This is a genomic window from Rhizobium sp. 9140 (assembly GCF_900067135.1).
Taxonomy (GTDB): Bacteria; Pseudomonadota; Alphaproteobacteria; order Rhizobiales; family Rhizobiaceae; genus Ferranicluibacter.
The window spans coordinates 564,739-578,069 of record NZ_FJUR01000002.1; the positions used below are offsets into that span (position 1 = coordinate 564,739).

Sequence of the window (13,331 nt, forward strand, 5' to 3'; positions counted from 1 at the left end):
TGGCCTCAGCCCATCAGCGCTTGATCCGCAGAATCGTCTCGATTTCGACCGTCATGCCGTTGGGAAGCGAGCCCATGCCGATGGCGGACCGCGCGTGGCGGCCGTCTTCGCCCATGACCTCGATCAGGAGGTCCGAAAAGCCATTGATGACAAAGGGGTGCTCGGTGAATTCCGGCACGGCATTGACCATGCCGAAAACCTTGACGACCTCCACCGCGTCGAGATCGCCAACCGCATGCTGCACGGTCGACAGAACCTGCAGCGCAACGATGCGGGCATGGCCGCGGGCCTCCTCGATCGAAACATCGCGACCGACCTTGCCGGTGTGCCATCCCCCCTCCACACGCGCGGCACCCTGCCCTGCCAGATAAAGCATGTCACCGGCTCTCTTAGCCGGCACATAATTGCCGCCGGGTGCCAGCGGCACCGGCAAGACCAACCCCAATTCCTCAAGCCGCCGATAGACGCTCATAGCCGCCCCTCCCCTTCTCAGACACTGCTTAAAAGCAAGCTTGTCTCGCTGTTGGACACGCCTTCGATCATCCGCACCTCGCGCAGAACCCGGTCGAAATCCGACAAGGTCGCGGACCGCATATTGGCAACGAGATCCCAATTTCCGTTGGTCGTGTGGAGCGCGTAGATCTCCGGAATGGTGCGCAAACGGCGAATGACCTGCGTCGTCGCTTTCCCAACCACCTCGATCATCATGACCGCATGGATGGTCTGCGCATCGAAATCCTCGCGCACCCGCACGGTAAAGCCAAGCAGCGTTCCCGTCTCCAGAAGGCGATCCAGCCGGTTCTGAACGGTGCCGCGGGCAACACCGAGTGCGTCCGAAAGCTTCGACAGCGACGCCCGACCATCGACCCTGAGATGGGCGATGATGCGCCTGTCGAGGTCGTCAGGGACATAGGTCGCGGATGTCGCGTTTCGGGTATATTTCACAGCGCGGCATTCCGTTTGTTCAGTTCTCTGGCGGATCTAACACCGTTTCTTGCGGTTTGTCATCCAAGTTGGCGAACTCCACATGCAAAATGCCGCCGAACCATAGGCTCGGCGGCATGTCGTCTGTGACGTTCCTTGATCCGTTACTCGGCCGGAACAAGATGTGTGTCGTGCGCGTCCGTCGAGATCTTCAGCGGGCGGTTTCCGGCAAGCTTGCGCACCAACACATAGAAGACCGGCGTCATGAAGATGCCGAAGAAGGTCACGCCGATCATGCCGGAGAAGACGGCGATACCCATGGCGGCGCGCATCTCGGCCCCTGCCCCGGTCGAGATCACCAGAGGGACAACACCCATGATGAATGCCATCGAGGTCATCAGGATCGGCCGCAATCGCAGCCGGCTCGCCTCGACAGCCGCCTGAACCGGCGTTCGTCCTTCGAACTCGAGTTCCCGGGCGAATTCCACGATCAGGATCGCGTTCTTCGCCGACAAGCCCACAAGGACCACGAGCCCGATCTGGGTAAAGATGTTGTTGTCTCCCCCCGTCAACCAGACCCCGGTCAGCGCTGCGAGCACGCCCATCGGGACGATCATGACGATGGCGACCGGTAGCGTCAGGCTCTCATACTGTGCCGCGAGGACCAGATAGACCAGCAGCAAAGCGAGCGGGAAGACGAGGAAGCCGGAGCTTCCCGCCAGGATCTGCTGATAGGTCAGATCCGTCCACTCGAAGTCGATACCCGGCGGCAACGTTTCCCGGGCGATCTGCTCGATAGCCGCCTGGGCCTGACCGGACGAGAAGCCCGGTGCCGGCGCGCCATTCACATCGGCAGCAAGGAAGCCGTTGTAGCGTGTCGTACGCTCCGGCCCTGTGGTCGCATCCACCTTCAGAAGCGCCGAGAGCGGGATCATCTGGCCCGTCTGCGAGCGGACCTTCAGCTGTCCGATATCCTCCGGCTTTGCCCGATATTTCGCATCCGCCTGAACCCGAACGCTGTAGGTTCGGCCAAAGGCATTGAAATCGTTGACATAGAGCGAGCCAAGATAGATCTGCAACGCATCAAAGACGTCGGTGACGGACACGCCGAGCTGTTCGGCTTTCGTGCGGTCGAGATCCGCGAAAAGCTGCGGCACGTTGATCTGGAAGCTCGAGAAGATGCCTGCGAGTTCCGGCGTCTGGTAGGCCTTGGCGATGAACGCCTTCGTCGCCTCGTCCAGCGCCTGATAGCCGAAGCCGGCGCGATCCTCGATCTGCAACTTGAAGCCACCCGTGGAGCCCAGACCGTTGACCGGCGGCGGCGGGAACATGGCGATGAAGGCATCCTGGATGCCGGCATATTTCTGGTTCAGCTGCATGGCGATGGCCCCACCCGAAAGCTCCGGCGTCGTGCGCTTCTCGAAGTCGTCGAGGATGGCGAAGACGATGCCGGCATTCGAGCCTATCGTGAAGCCGTTGATCGACAGTCCGGGGAAGGCGATCGCGTTCTTCACGCCCGGCTGTTGCAGGGCGATATCGCTCATCTTCTTGATGACGCTCTCTGTTCTGTCGAGCGTTGCTCCATCGGGAAGCTGTGCGAAACCAATGAGATACTGTTTATCCTGCGCCGGCACGAAGCCGCCCGGCACCGCGTTGAACATACCGTAGGTGGCGCCGGCAAGCGCGAGATAGATGACCATGACCACGCTCTTGCGCGACAGGAGCCCGCCGACGCTGCGACCGTAACCGTTGGATGCGGCGCCGAAGGCACGGTTGAACCCGCGGAAGAACCAGCCGAACGCCTTGTCCATGACGATCGTCAGCTTGTCCTTTTTGGCGTCGTGGCCTTTCAGAAGCAGGGCTGCGAGCGCCGGCGACAGGGTGAGCGAGTTGATGGCGGAAATGACAGTGGAAATCGCGATGGTCAGGGCGAACTGACGATAAAACTGCCCGGAAAGCCCTGTGATGAATGCCAACGGCACAAAAACCGCGACCAGAACCAGCGCGATCGCGATGATCGGCCCGGAGACTTCCTGCATCGCACGATAGGTTGCCTCGCGCGGCGCAAGCCCGTTCTCAATGTTGCGCTCAACATTTTCCACGACGACGATCGCGTCGTCGACGACGATACCGATGGCAAGCACGAGACCGAACAGCGTCAGCGCGTTCACCGAGAAGCCGAAGACATACATGACCGCGAAGGTGCCGATGATCGAGACGGGAACCGCGATCAAGGGAATGATCGACGCCCGCCATGTCTGGAGAAAGACGATAACCACGACCACGACGAGCGCAATTGCTTCAAGCAACGTATCGATGACCTTCTCGATCGACGCACGAACGAATTCCGTCGTGTCATAGACGATCTCGAACGTGACGCCTTCCGGCATGGCTTTGGACAGTTCCGCCATGGTTGCGCGGACATCGTCAGATATGGCGATGGCATTGGAGCCCGGTGCCTGGAACACGGGCACAGCCACGGCCGGCTCGCCATCCAGCAAGGAGCGGAGCGTGTAGTCGGCAGCACCCATCTCGATACGGGCAACGTCGCGGAGCCGGGTTATTTCGCCATTGGCGCCGCTTTTGACGATGATATTACCGAACTGTTCCGGCGTCTGCAGGCGGCCTTGTGCGTTGACCGAAAGCTGCAGATCGACGCCGGGCAGCGTGGGCGATGCTCCGATGATGCCAGCGGCCGCCTGGACGTTTTGCTGGCGAATGGCTGTGGTGATATCGCTCGCAGCAAGGGAGTATTCGGCGGCCTTCTGCGGATCGATCCAGACGCGCATGGAGTAATCCCCCGCGCCGAAGACCTGCACCTGCCCGACACCTTCGATGCGGGCCAGCCGGTCCTTGATGTTCAGAACGGCGTAGTTGCGAAGATAGGTGAGATCGTAGCGCCCGCCGGCGGAAACGAGGTTGACGACCATCATCAGGTCGGGCGAGCTTTTGACCGTAGTGACACCGAGCGCCCGCACCTCTGCCGGCAGACGCGGTTCCGCCTGAGATACGCGGTTCTGAACCAGCTGCTGGGCCTTGTCTGGATCCGTGCCCAGCTTGAAGGTCACCGTCAGCGTAAGAACCCCGTCGGCCGTGGCTTGGCTCGACATGTAGAGCATGTCCTCGACGCCGTTGATGGACTCTTCGAGCGGCGTTGCCACCGTTTCCGCGATGACTTTCGGGTTGGCACCCGGGTAGGTGCCGCGCACGACGATGGATGGCGGAACGACGTCCGGATACTCGGAAATCGGCAGTGCGCGCATGCCGATCAGGCCTGCGACGACGATAAGAACCGACAGAACACCAGCAAAGACCGGCCTGTCGATGAAGAATCGGGAAATATTCATGTCATAACCCCTCTCCGGGAATGATCAGAAGACAAAAGGCCCCGCTCGCGGCTTTGCGACCGCGAGTTCAGGCGTATGGAAGAATGGTATGGCGGCGTCGATCCGGGCTCGGACCGACGCTCTGAGGCTGAAAGCACACGGATCGTGTGCCTCTGCCTCGTCCGGCAACCTGCAAAATGCCGGTTCCTGTCCGATCGTTACTGCTGCGCGACCTTGGCTTCCGTCTGCGGATCGACCAGCGCGCCGGGACGGATGCGCTGCAATCCATTGACCACGATGCGATCGCCGGCATTCAAGCCCTTCTCGACGATCCTCTGACCATCAACGGCACTGCCGAGCTCGATCTGACGATAGGCAACCGTGTTCTGGGGATCGACGACGAAGACGAACTTCTTGTCCTGATCGGTCCCGACGGCCTTTTCGCTGATCATCAGGTGATTTTCAGGCGTGGGCTCGCCCATGCGGATACGCACGAACTGGCCCGGCAGCAATTGGCCGCCCGGATTGTCGAAGATGGCGCGAAGCCGAACCGTACCGCTCTGCGTGTTGACTTCGTTGTCGATCAACTGCAGCTTTCCACGGATCGCCGTCCCCTCCCCTGCCCCGGTGGCCAGTTCGACAGGTATCACGGCGAGATCCGGTGTTTCCGCGGCGTTGCCGCCGAGTTGCGCGAGCGTACGGCCGATGAGATCCTCGTTGACGTCGAAGCTGGCATAGATTGGATCGACCGATACCAAAGTCGTCAAAACAGGCGAGCCGGATCCTGCAGCCACGAGATTACCCTCAGTGATCTCCCGGCGACCCACCCGTCCCGAAATCGGCGCACGAACCTCGGTATAGCCGAGTTCCAATCCGGCAACGCGCAGGGCAGCTTTGGCGGATTGCACCGCAGCGACAGCTTCGGCCTTGGCGCTGCGACGCTGTGCGAGATCGCTGTCGGAGAGCACGTTCTTCGACGTCAGTCGCTCGCCGCGCTCAAGCTCGGTGGTGGCGTAATCCAGCCGCGCTTCGGCCGATGCAACCTGCCCCTCTGCCTGCGCCACGGCTGCCTTGTAGGGTTCGGGATCGATCGTGAGAAGAAGATCCCCGGCCTTGACCAGTGTGCCCTCACGAAATTCGATCGACTGGATCGCTCCGGCCACACGCGGACGGATCTGAACCCGGCCGACGGCCTCAAGACGACCGGAAAATTCCTGCCAGGTCGCGACGTTTCGCGTCTCGACGGCTGCAACGGTTACAGGAATGGCTTGCGGCGCTGCCGCGGCGGCCGGTTCCGCGGCCACAGCCCCTTCCATCCTTTCGAAGTAGAACGCTGCCCCCGCAACGGACGCAGCAACGGTCAGGCCGGCGCCCATCAGGGCCCAGCGGTTGTTCTTTGCTGTCATGGTCACTCCTTGGCTCTCAGCGAGCCGCTTTAAACTCTTGCCCGATCTCCTGATCGGAGTTCATCGACAAAGGCCGAGAACCCGGCGCCTACCGCCTCGATCCAAGGACCCATGTGTTCTCTGTAAATCCCCGTCCACCCGAAGTTCGCGGGCAAGACCTGCTCCCGGACACGAACGCCCGCGCCTCTCAGCCGTTCTGCATAGGACTTGGCCTCATCACGCAAGGGATCGTCCTCCGACGTCACCAGAAGAGCAGGGGCCACGCCGGTGAGGCGAGAGCATTCGCAAGGGGCGGCATAGGGATGCTGCCCGCCGCAGACGGCGCGCATATAGTGCCGCCAACCGTCTGCCCATCGCTCGCGCAGACTGATGTCGGCTTCGCGCATCGAGATAGACGTCATCCGCGGGTCGATCAGCGGTGAGAGAAGCATTTGTCCAGCCAGACGCCCGGGAAACCGGTCTCGGGCCTTGAGTGCGACGCCTGCCGCAATATTGCCCCCAGCTTCGTTGCCCACCACAAAAATCGGTGATTTCGCCGTTCCGCCCAGGTGTTTGCGCTGCTCGTCTACGAAGCGAAGTGCCGAACAGGCATGGTCCAAAACCTGAGGAAAGCAGAAATCCGACGCTTCGCCGTATTCGGCCTCCACCACGACCGCACCGGTGTCGGCAATCACCCTTGGAATCGGCCGCTCCGTTTCTGGACGCTCCCCACCGAGAAACGCCCCTCCATGAAAGTAGAGAACAAGCGGAAGAGGCTTCTGCGAATGCTTGCCTTTGTAGACGCGCGCACCCAAGGTTTGACCGACCTCTGTTGCTATATCGATTGTATGCCAAGGCGCATTCATGTCGATCGTTCCATGTACGAGCATCTTGCTCGTCGTTGGCCATATCTAGTATTGTTCCTGTCAGCTTCACAAGCTGCCGTCATTCGATATCAATGTTCCGAAAATCCGAACAATCGCAGTGCAAGCACAGGAAACGCTCAAATGGATCAGCTGTCTGCCATGCGTGTTTTTATTCGTGTCGTGGAGACTGGCAACTTCACCCGTGCTGCCGCTACGTTGGGCATGCCGAAGACGACAGTCACGAATTTGGTCCAGAGCCTGGAAGCCCGGTTGAAAACCACGCTTTTGAACCGAACGACGCGACGTGTGATCGTGACCACGGATGGGGCACTCTATTACGAGCGCGCAATCCAGATTCTGTCCGAGCTGGATGAGTTGGACAACAGTCTGAGCAACTCCCAATCTCAGCCCAGTGGAAGGTTGCGTGTTGAGATGGCGGGTGCCTTCGCCGATCTCGTCGTCATCCCTGCCCTTTGCGACTTTTACCAACGTTATCCCCAGATCAAGCTCGATATCGGTGTTGGCGACAGGCTTGTGGATTACGTTGCCGAAAATGTCGATTGCGCCCTCCGCGGGGGAACGCCGACCGATCAGTCTCTCATCGCCCGCAAGGTTGGTGAGATGTCTATGAAGGCTTGCGCTGCTCCATTCTACCTCCAAAAGTTTGGTAGGCCGAGTGAGCCCGAGGATCTTGCCCGTGATCACGTCGCTGTTGGTTATCTGATGGCACAGTCTGGTCGCGTTCTCGATCTTGAGTTTATCGGTGACGAACGCACCATCGAGATCATCCCCAACTACATTCTGTCCGTGAATGATGCCCGCTCTTATGTGAATGCTGCAATCGGCGGTCTCGGAATCGCCGTCGCACCCGGGTTCATGATCAACGGCGCTCTTGAAAATGGCACGCTGGTCGAGGTTCTCCCGGGCTGGTCTATCGAACCGGTTCCGCTCTACATCGTCTATCCGCAACGGCGGCATTTGAGCAATAAAGTCCGTGTATTCGTCGATTGGCTCGCCAAGCTCATGCAAACCTTGCCAGCTGACAGGGTTTGAGGAGAATATTGCTGGGTGACGATCGCAGTCTTTGGAGACCGTCCGAAAAAATGTTCAATTTTTGCATAGCTTTCGCAGCATGATTCTGATGGATGCCAGTTTCAGGAATGCGAGAGCGTCTCTCGATAGGTTTTCGAAGTCCTTGGCCATGGCCTGCGGCCGGTTTTTCGGACACGAGGTTAAGCTAATCCGACCTTGGTTTCAAAATCATTTGGGCTGAGATAGCCCAGTGTCGAGTGGCGGCGCTTCGGATTGTAGAAGCGCTCGATGTAATCGAACACATCTGCTCTAGCGTCGTTCCTGCTCCTGTAGACCTTGCGAGCTGTTCTCTCCGTTTTCAGTGACGAGAAGAAGCTCTCCATCGCTGCGTTGTCCCAGACATTTCCAGAGCGGCTCATCGAGCAGGTGATGCCATGATCGCGCATGAGGCGTTGGAACTGCTCGCTTGTATATTGGCTTCCCTGATCGGAATGATGCAGGAGCGCATCTGGTTTTCCTCGACGCCAGATCGCCATGATCAGCGCATCTGTGACGAGCTGGGCCGTCATGTTGGCATTCATCGACCAGCCGACGACACGGCGTGAGAACAGGTCAATAACAGCGGCGACATACAGCCAGCCTTCTGCGGTCCAGAGTGGAGTAAGAAGCGCAGATGCGCTTCTCCTCCCCGAACCGTACGTGCACCTTTCAGCGCATACGGCTCTCCGTTCAAGCTTGGCCCATGGCCATAGCAACGTCATGGTAGTGAGACGTGACGGTACTGCGGTTCTCGATCCGGAAGATGTATGGGTTTTCCTCCGGATTGCGCCACCGGAATTGCGCCTTGGGGCTTGAGATAAGCCGGTGTAGCGCTTTTCCGACGGGTTTACCGCGTTCATTTCGACCAAACATGAGCCAGGTTTTCGCCTTGCCCGGTTCCGGGACCCTGACCCATTTCCGCATCAAGGGTTTGATGCGGGATCGGTACTTGTGTCCCAGCCAATGCGCCATTTTCCAGAACACAACATGGTCGATGCGCCGGAAGACGTACGCCGTGAAGTCGGTGAACTTGTAGAACGCCGCCCATCCCACCAATTGGCGGTTCAGGCTGGAGATCATGTCGACCGTGCTGACACTATGATTGCCGGAAAGGGTTTCGGTAAGTCTGCGAACAAACCCCTTGGCCTTTTCCTTGGGTATCGTCGTGACGACGGACATCCGTCCGTGTGCCCCTCGCTTGCGAATGATCCGGTGTCCCAGAAAGACGAAGCCGTCATTGACGTGTGTCACATGGGTCTTTTCCATGTTCAGCGCCAACTTCAACTCACCTTCCAGAAACGCCCGGCATTCCTCGCGGATTTCCTCTGCCTGAGCCCTGGTTCCTTTTACGATCACGACGAAGTCGTCAGCGTATCGGCAATAGGCAACGGCCGGTTTCCATTGCCGGTTCTCGCGAACCGTGATGGGGCGGCCCTGCTTGATGCCGAAGTTCCATGCCCATCGGTCCTTGCGAGCCTTGTCGCTCAAATATTTCGCCTCCAACCAGGCATCAAACTCGTGGAGCATGATGTTGGACAGGAGCGGTGACAGAACGCCGCCTTGCGGGACACCCTCGCTTGAGGCCGTAAACAGGCCACGGTCGATGTGGCCTGCCTTTAGGAACCGATAGAGAAGATCAACGAACCGTCCGTCCAGCACCCTTCGCCGCACGCATTTCAGAAGCAGCCGGTGATGGACCGTGTCGAAGTAGCTGGCCAGATCACCTTCGATGATCCAGCGGCCCCTCGTCGTGTCGGCACCATCCTGAAGCTGTATCCTCACGGTGCGGACGGCATGATGCACGCTCCGTTCCGGCCGGAAGCCATAGGATAAACGATGGAAATCGCTCTCCCAGATTGGCTCCATGGCCATCAGCATGGCGCGTTGGACAATGCGATCCGTCAGGGTCGGAATACCCAGTGGTCTTAGCTTGCCGTTGGGTTTCGGGATATAGATGCGCTTGACCGGCTGGGGGCAATAAGTCTCCTCCAGCAGGCTTGCCCGCAGGTCGTCCAGATGCTGATCCAGTTTGACCTGCAGTTTTTGCTTGTCCATTCCGTCGATACCCGGCGTTCGTGCGCCGCTTGACGCCAGAACCATCCGAGCGGCCTCGGCAAGCCATTCCCGATTGGCAATCAACCGAAGAAGACGATCAAACCGTCGGTTTGGCTTGTCAACGGCGGAGTAAAATCCTGCCACGCGGCGGCGCAAAAGTCGGCCACTTGTGGCGCGCGCATGAGACCGCCGGGAGGGCTTAGGCCCGAGCGGGGGTCTCATGCGCGCGTTGCGATTTTCGAAGGGCGTCAGCCGGCCTTTCGGGCGCGGCTTTGGGCGAGACGATAGCTGTCGCCGTTCATCTCGAGGATGCTGACGTGATGGGTGATGCGGTCGAGCAAAGCGCCGGTCAGGCGCTCGGACCCCAAGGTTTCCGTCCATTCGTCAAAAGGAAGGTTGCTGGTGATCAGGGTCGCGCCTCGCTCGTATCGTTGCGAGATCAGCTCGAACAGCAATTCCGCGCCGGTCTTTGACAGCGGCACGAAGCCCAGTTCATCGATGATCAACAGCTGGTAGGCGGCCATCTGCTTCTGGAACCGGATGAGACGCCGCTCGTCGCGCGCCTCCATCATCTCGCTGACCAGTGCGGCCGCTGTCGTGAACCCAACGGACAGGCCCTTCTGGCAGGCGGCCAGGCCGAGGCCGAGCGCCACATGGGTCTTGCCCGTGCCGCTGGGGCCGAGAGCGATAACGTTCTCCCTGCGCTCGATCCATTCGCAGCGCGCCAGTTCCAGCACCTGCATCCTGTTCAGCTTTGGGATGGCGGCGAAGTCGAAACTGTCGAGGCTTTTGACGACCGGGAACCTGGCCGCCTTGATGCGACGCTCGACCTTGCGACGGTCCCGTTCGATCATCTCCCGCTCGGCAAGCCGGGTGAGGTATCCGACATGATCGACGCCTTCGGTGGCGCACAGCCGGGCCAGCTTCTGGTACTCGCGCTGGAAACTCGGCAGCTTCAGGGTTTTGAGATAATGGGTGAGAAGGATCTCGGGTGCTTGGGTGTTCATGCGACTTCTCCCGCATCCGACGACAGGAGACGCATATACGCCTTCGCCGATGTCGTCTCGACCGTCGCCCTCGGCAAATACGGGTAGATGGACAGGTCCAGTCTGGGCGGCCGGCGTTCCACCCGGCACAGGATCAGATGCTTGACGGCGTCAAAGCCAATGGCGCCAAGCTGGATCGCCTGCTTCACCGCCGCATGCAGATCGGCGAGTTCGAAGCTCTCCAGCAGGCGGAGGACCTGCACGTACTCACGCCGGCCGTGTTTGGCCATGCGGCCTTCCATCAACCGGCGCAGCGTAGCGAACTCTTGCGGCAAGTCCCAGCCCTGGAGGGGCGCTGCCTGATCCAGCGAATTGATCTTCTGCTCGATCAGCGGCAGGTAATGGACAGGATCGAAGACGACGTCTTCCCGTTCCCAGCACCGAGGATGGCGGGCGATGATCTCGCCACGGCCACCAATGACCACTTCGTTGACATAGCCGCGCACCCACACATCCTGATGGCCATAGGCGACCGGGACGGAATAGTCGTTGGTCTTGTAGCGCACCAGCGACTGCGCCGTCACCTTGGCACTTGCCTGGTCGCAGGCATCAAATGGCGAGGCTGGCAAGGCGCGCATGGCAGCCAGATCGCGCCGCAAGCGCTCGCCGATCGTCTCGCTCTCGCCGCGCAGCCTGTCGCGCTGGCGCTTCCGGCACTGCTCCTCCAGAAAGGTGTTGAACGCCTCCCATGTCGCAAACTGCGGGATCGGTACCATGAAGTTGCGCCGGGCATAGCCGACGAGACCCTCGACGTTCCCCTTGTCGTTGCCCTTGCCGGGACGGCCATAGCGATCCCGGATAAGGTAGTGGGACAGGAAGCCGCTGAACAACGTCGCGCGCTTGCGGGTGCCGTCAGGCAAAATCTTCGCCACCAGGCAACGGTCGTTGTCGTAGACGATCGATTGCGGCACGGCGCCGAAGAAAGCGAACGCATGGACATGGCCATCGACCCAGGCCTCGGCCACTGCCGCCGGATAGGCCCGCACGTAGCAGCCGTCGCTGTGCGGAAGGTCGAGCACGAAGAAATGCGCCTTCTGCTCGACACCGCCGATGACCACCATCGCCTCACCGAAATCGGCCTGCGCATGGCCGGGCGGATGCGACAGCGGCACGAACACTTCCTGGCGGCGCTGATCCCGCTCGCGCATGTAATCCTTGATGATCGTATAGCCGCCAGTGAACCCGCATTCGTCTCGAAGCCGGTCAAACACCCGCTTGGCCGTATGGCGCTGCTTGCGCGGCACTTGTCTGTCTTCGTCCAGCCAGTGATCGATCGTCGAGACAAACGCATCCAGCTTGGGCCGCCGGATCGGTGATTGTCGCTGATAGCCAGGTGGCGTCGAATAGGACAGCATCTTGGAAACGCTGTCGCGCGATATGTTGAAATGCTTTGCAGCCTGACGCCGGCTCATGCCTTCCGAGCAAGCCAGTCGAACCTTCAGATATAATTCCACGGTATAGATCCCCAGGCCCTCCTGCGCTCATTGCAGAAGAGAAATAGGTGGCCGACTTTTACGCCGCCCGAAGCGGGACAATCCCGCCGCTACCGTGGTCTAATTTTGCACCGCCGCTCTCACCTACCATCGCGGCCCGGAAAAACCGGTCGTCCGTCACTTCCTGACGATCAACCGTCCCGGCGCTGCTTAAGCAAGCGTCTGCATGCCTGAAGATGACGGACAGCGTAACGAATGCCTCCCGATCATTGCGAAAACGGCAATTAACTCGACAGTCTTGCGGCAATTGTGTGAGCCGGCGCTTTCCGACAAAATCGCTTCATCAGACAGAGCCCAACCCAGACACAGGAAACCAGCACCATGAGCACCATCACCACACAGGACGGCGTCGAGATCTTCTTCAAGGATTGGGGAAGCAAGGACGCGCAGCCGATCGTTTTCCACCATGGCTGGCCGCTGTCATCCGACGACTGGGATGCCCAGATGCTGTTCTTCGTCTCCAGGGGCTACCGCGTCGTCGCCCATGACCGGCGCGGCCACGGACGTTCGGCCCAGGTCGCGGATGGCCACGACATGGATCATTATGCCGCCGATGCCTTTGCGGTCGCCGAACATCTCGATCTTAAGAATGCGGTTCATATCGGTCACTCCACAGGCGGCGGCGAAGTTGCGCGCTACGTCGCCAGACACGGCCAGCCGGCCGGCCGCGTGGCCAAGGCCGTGCTCGTTTCCGCCGTGCCGCCGCTGATGCTGAAGACCGAAGGCAACCCGGACGGCCTGTCGATGGAGGTGTTCGACGGTTTCCGCTCGGCGCTGGCTGCCAACCGTGCCCAGTTCTTCCGCGATGTCCCGGCAGGTCCGTTCTACGGCTTCAATCGTGACGGCGCCACGGTGCACGAAGGCGTGATCCAGAATTGGTGGCGTCAGGGCATGATGGGCGGCGCGAAGGCCCATTATGATGGCATCAAGGCTTTCTCCGAAACCGACCAGATCGAAGACCTCAAGGCCATCACGGTTCCCACGCTGGTGCTGCACGGCGAGGACGACCAAATCGTTCCGATCGGCGCTTCGGCCCATAAATCCGTGAAGCTGCTCGTAAACGGCACGCTGAAGACCTATCCCGGCTTCTCGCACGGCATGCTTACCGTCAATGCCGACGTGCTCAACGCCGACCTCCTGACCTTCGTAGAAGCCTGATAATGGC

General features: G+C 60.1%; 10 protein-coding genes and 2 pseudogenes. 2 read left to right on the plus strand and 10 right to left on the minus strand.

Translation table 11 applies throughout. The features are described 5' to 3' along the window. Positions 1–13: 13 nt before the first annotated feature. The 5 genes from GA0004734_RS19930 to GA0004734_RS19950 all read right to left on the minus strand — a co-directional run bounded on the left by GA0004734_RS19930 (position 14) and on the right by GA0004734_RS19950 (position 6,525). Positions 14–472, minus strand: a complete 459-nt coding sequence (locus tag GA0004734_RS19930) for a RidA family protein (protein ID WP_092937281.1) — start codon at positions 470–472, stop codon at positions 14–16. 17 nt (positions 473–489) lie between these two features. Then, positions 490–945 carry an Lrp/AsnC family transcriptional regulator gene (locus GA0004734_RS19935; protein WP_092937283.1) on the minus strand — a complete coding sequence of 152 codons (456 nt, stop codon included), beginning with the start codon at positions 943–945 and terminating at the stop codon, positions 490–492. Positions 946–1,088: 143 nt separating this feature from the next. Next, complete coding sequence (locus GA0004734_RS19940; protein ID WP_092937285.1) at positions 1,089–4,271, minus strand: efflux RND transporter permease subunit; 3,183 nt, start codon at positions 4,269–4,271, stop codon at positions 1,089–1,091. 197 nt (positions 4,272–4,468) lie between these two features. Next, on the minus strand, positions 4,469–5,656 hold the full coding sequence (locus GA0004734_RS19945; RefSeq protein WP_092937287.1) for an efflux RND transporter periplasmic adaptor subunit: 1,188 nt from the start codon (positions 5,654–5,656) through the stop codon (positions 4,469–4,471). 29 nt (positions 5,657–5,685) lie between these two features. Then, positions 5,686–6,525, minus strand: coding sequence for an alpha/beta hydrolase (locus GA0004734_RS19950; protein WP_245292555.1), 840 nt, complete (start codon positions 6,523–6,525; stop codon positions 5,686–5,688). A 117-nt stretch (positions 6,526–6,642) separates the two neighbouring features. On the opposite strand from GA0004734_RS19950, the gene GA0004734_RS19955 reads away from it, so the two are divergent. Further along, positions 6,643–7,554, plus strand: a complete 912-nt coding sequence (locus GA0004734_RS19955; protein WP_092937289.1) for a LysR family transcriptional regulator — start codon at positions 6,643–6,645, stop codon at positions 7,552–7,554. Positions 7,555–7,608: 54 nt separating this feature from the next. Here the strand turns inward: GA0004734_RS19955 and GA0004734_RS19960 are convergent. The 5 genes and pseudogenes from GA0004734_RS19960 to istA form a co-directional block, all read right to left on the minus strand. Next, a pseudogene (locus GA0004734_RS19960) lies at positions 7,609–7,716 on the minus strand (IS5/IS1182 family transposase); the annotation flags it as partial. A 17-nt stretch (positions 7,717–7,733) separates the two neighbouring features. Further along, positions 7,734–8,189: pseudogene (locus tag GA0004734_RS19965) on the minus strand (IS3 family transposase); the annotation flags it as partial. Positions 8,190–8,262: 73 nt separating this feature from the next. Next, entirely contained in the window at positions 8,263–9,783 is a 1,521-nt protein-coding gene (gene ltrA, locus GA0004734_RS19970) for a group II intron reverse transcriptase/maturase (RefSeq protein WP_175386567.1), read from the minus strand. A gap of 92 nt (positions 9,784–9,875) precedes the next feature. Beyond that, the gene (istB, locus tag GA0004734_RS19975; RefSeq protein WP_092930036.1) at positions 9,876–10,634 is read right to left on the minus strand and encodes an IS21-like element helper ATPase IstB; all 759 of its coding nucleotides are present in this window, start codon (positions 10,632–10,634) and stop codon (positions 9,876–9,878) included. Further along, the gene (gene istA / locus GA0004734_RS19980; RefSeq protein ID WP_139056207.1) at positions 10,631–12,127 is read right to left on the minus strand and encodes an IS21 family transposase; all 1,497 of its coding nucleotides are present in this window, start codon (positions 12,125–12,127) and stop codon (positions 10,631–10,633) included. The genes istB and istA overlap by 4 nt, the downstream gene beginning before the upstream one ends. Positions 12,128–12,487: 360 nt before the next feature. Here istA and GA0004734_RS19985 point away from each other — a divergent pair, with 360 nt between their 5' ends. Further along, on the plus strand, positions 12,488–13,324 hold the full coding sequence (locus tag GA0004734_RS19985) for an alpha/beta fold hydrolase (protein ID WP_092937291.1): 837 nt from the start codon (positions 12,488–12,490) through the stop codon (positions 13,322–13,324). Positions 13,325–13,331: the final 7 nt, after the last annotated feature.

What these genes read in the sequence shown, in the direction of transcription:
- GA0004734_RS19930 (WP_092937281.1), bottom strand. Translation starts at nt 472, where the DNA reads ATGAGCGTCTATCGGCGGCTTGAGGAATTGGGGTTGGTCTTGCCGGTG.
- GA0004734_RS19940 (WP_092937285.1), bottom strand. Translation starts at nt 4,271, where the DNA reads ATGAATATTTCCCGATTCTTCATCGACAGGCCGGTCTTTGCTGGTGTT.
- GA0004734_RS19945 (WP_092937287.1), bottom strand. Translation starts at nt 5,656, where the DNA reads ATGACAGCAAAGAACAACCGCTGGGCCCTGATGGGCGCCGGCCTGACC.
- GA0004734_RS19950 (WP_245292555.1), bottom strand. Translation starts at nt 6,525, where the DNA reads ATGCTCGTACATGGAACGATCGACATGAATGCGCCTTGGCATACAATC.
- GA0004734_RS19955 (WP_092937289.1), top strand. Translation starts at nt 6,643, where the DNA reads ATGGATCAGCTGTCTGCCATGCGTGTTTTTATTCGTGTCGTGGAGACT.
- istB (WP_092930036.1), bottom strand. Translation starts at nt 10,634, where the DNA reads ATGAACACCCAAGCACCCGAGATCCTTCTCACCCATTATCTCAAAACC.
- GA0004734_RS19985 (WP_092937291.1), top strand. Translation starts at nt 12,488, where the DNA reads ATGAGCACCATCACCACACAGGACGGCGTCGAGATCTTCTTCAAGGAT.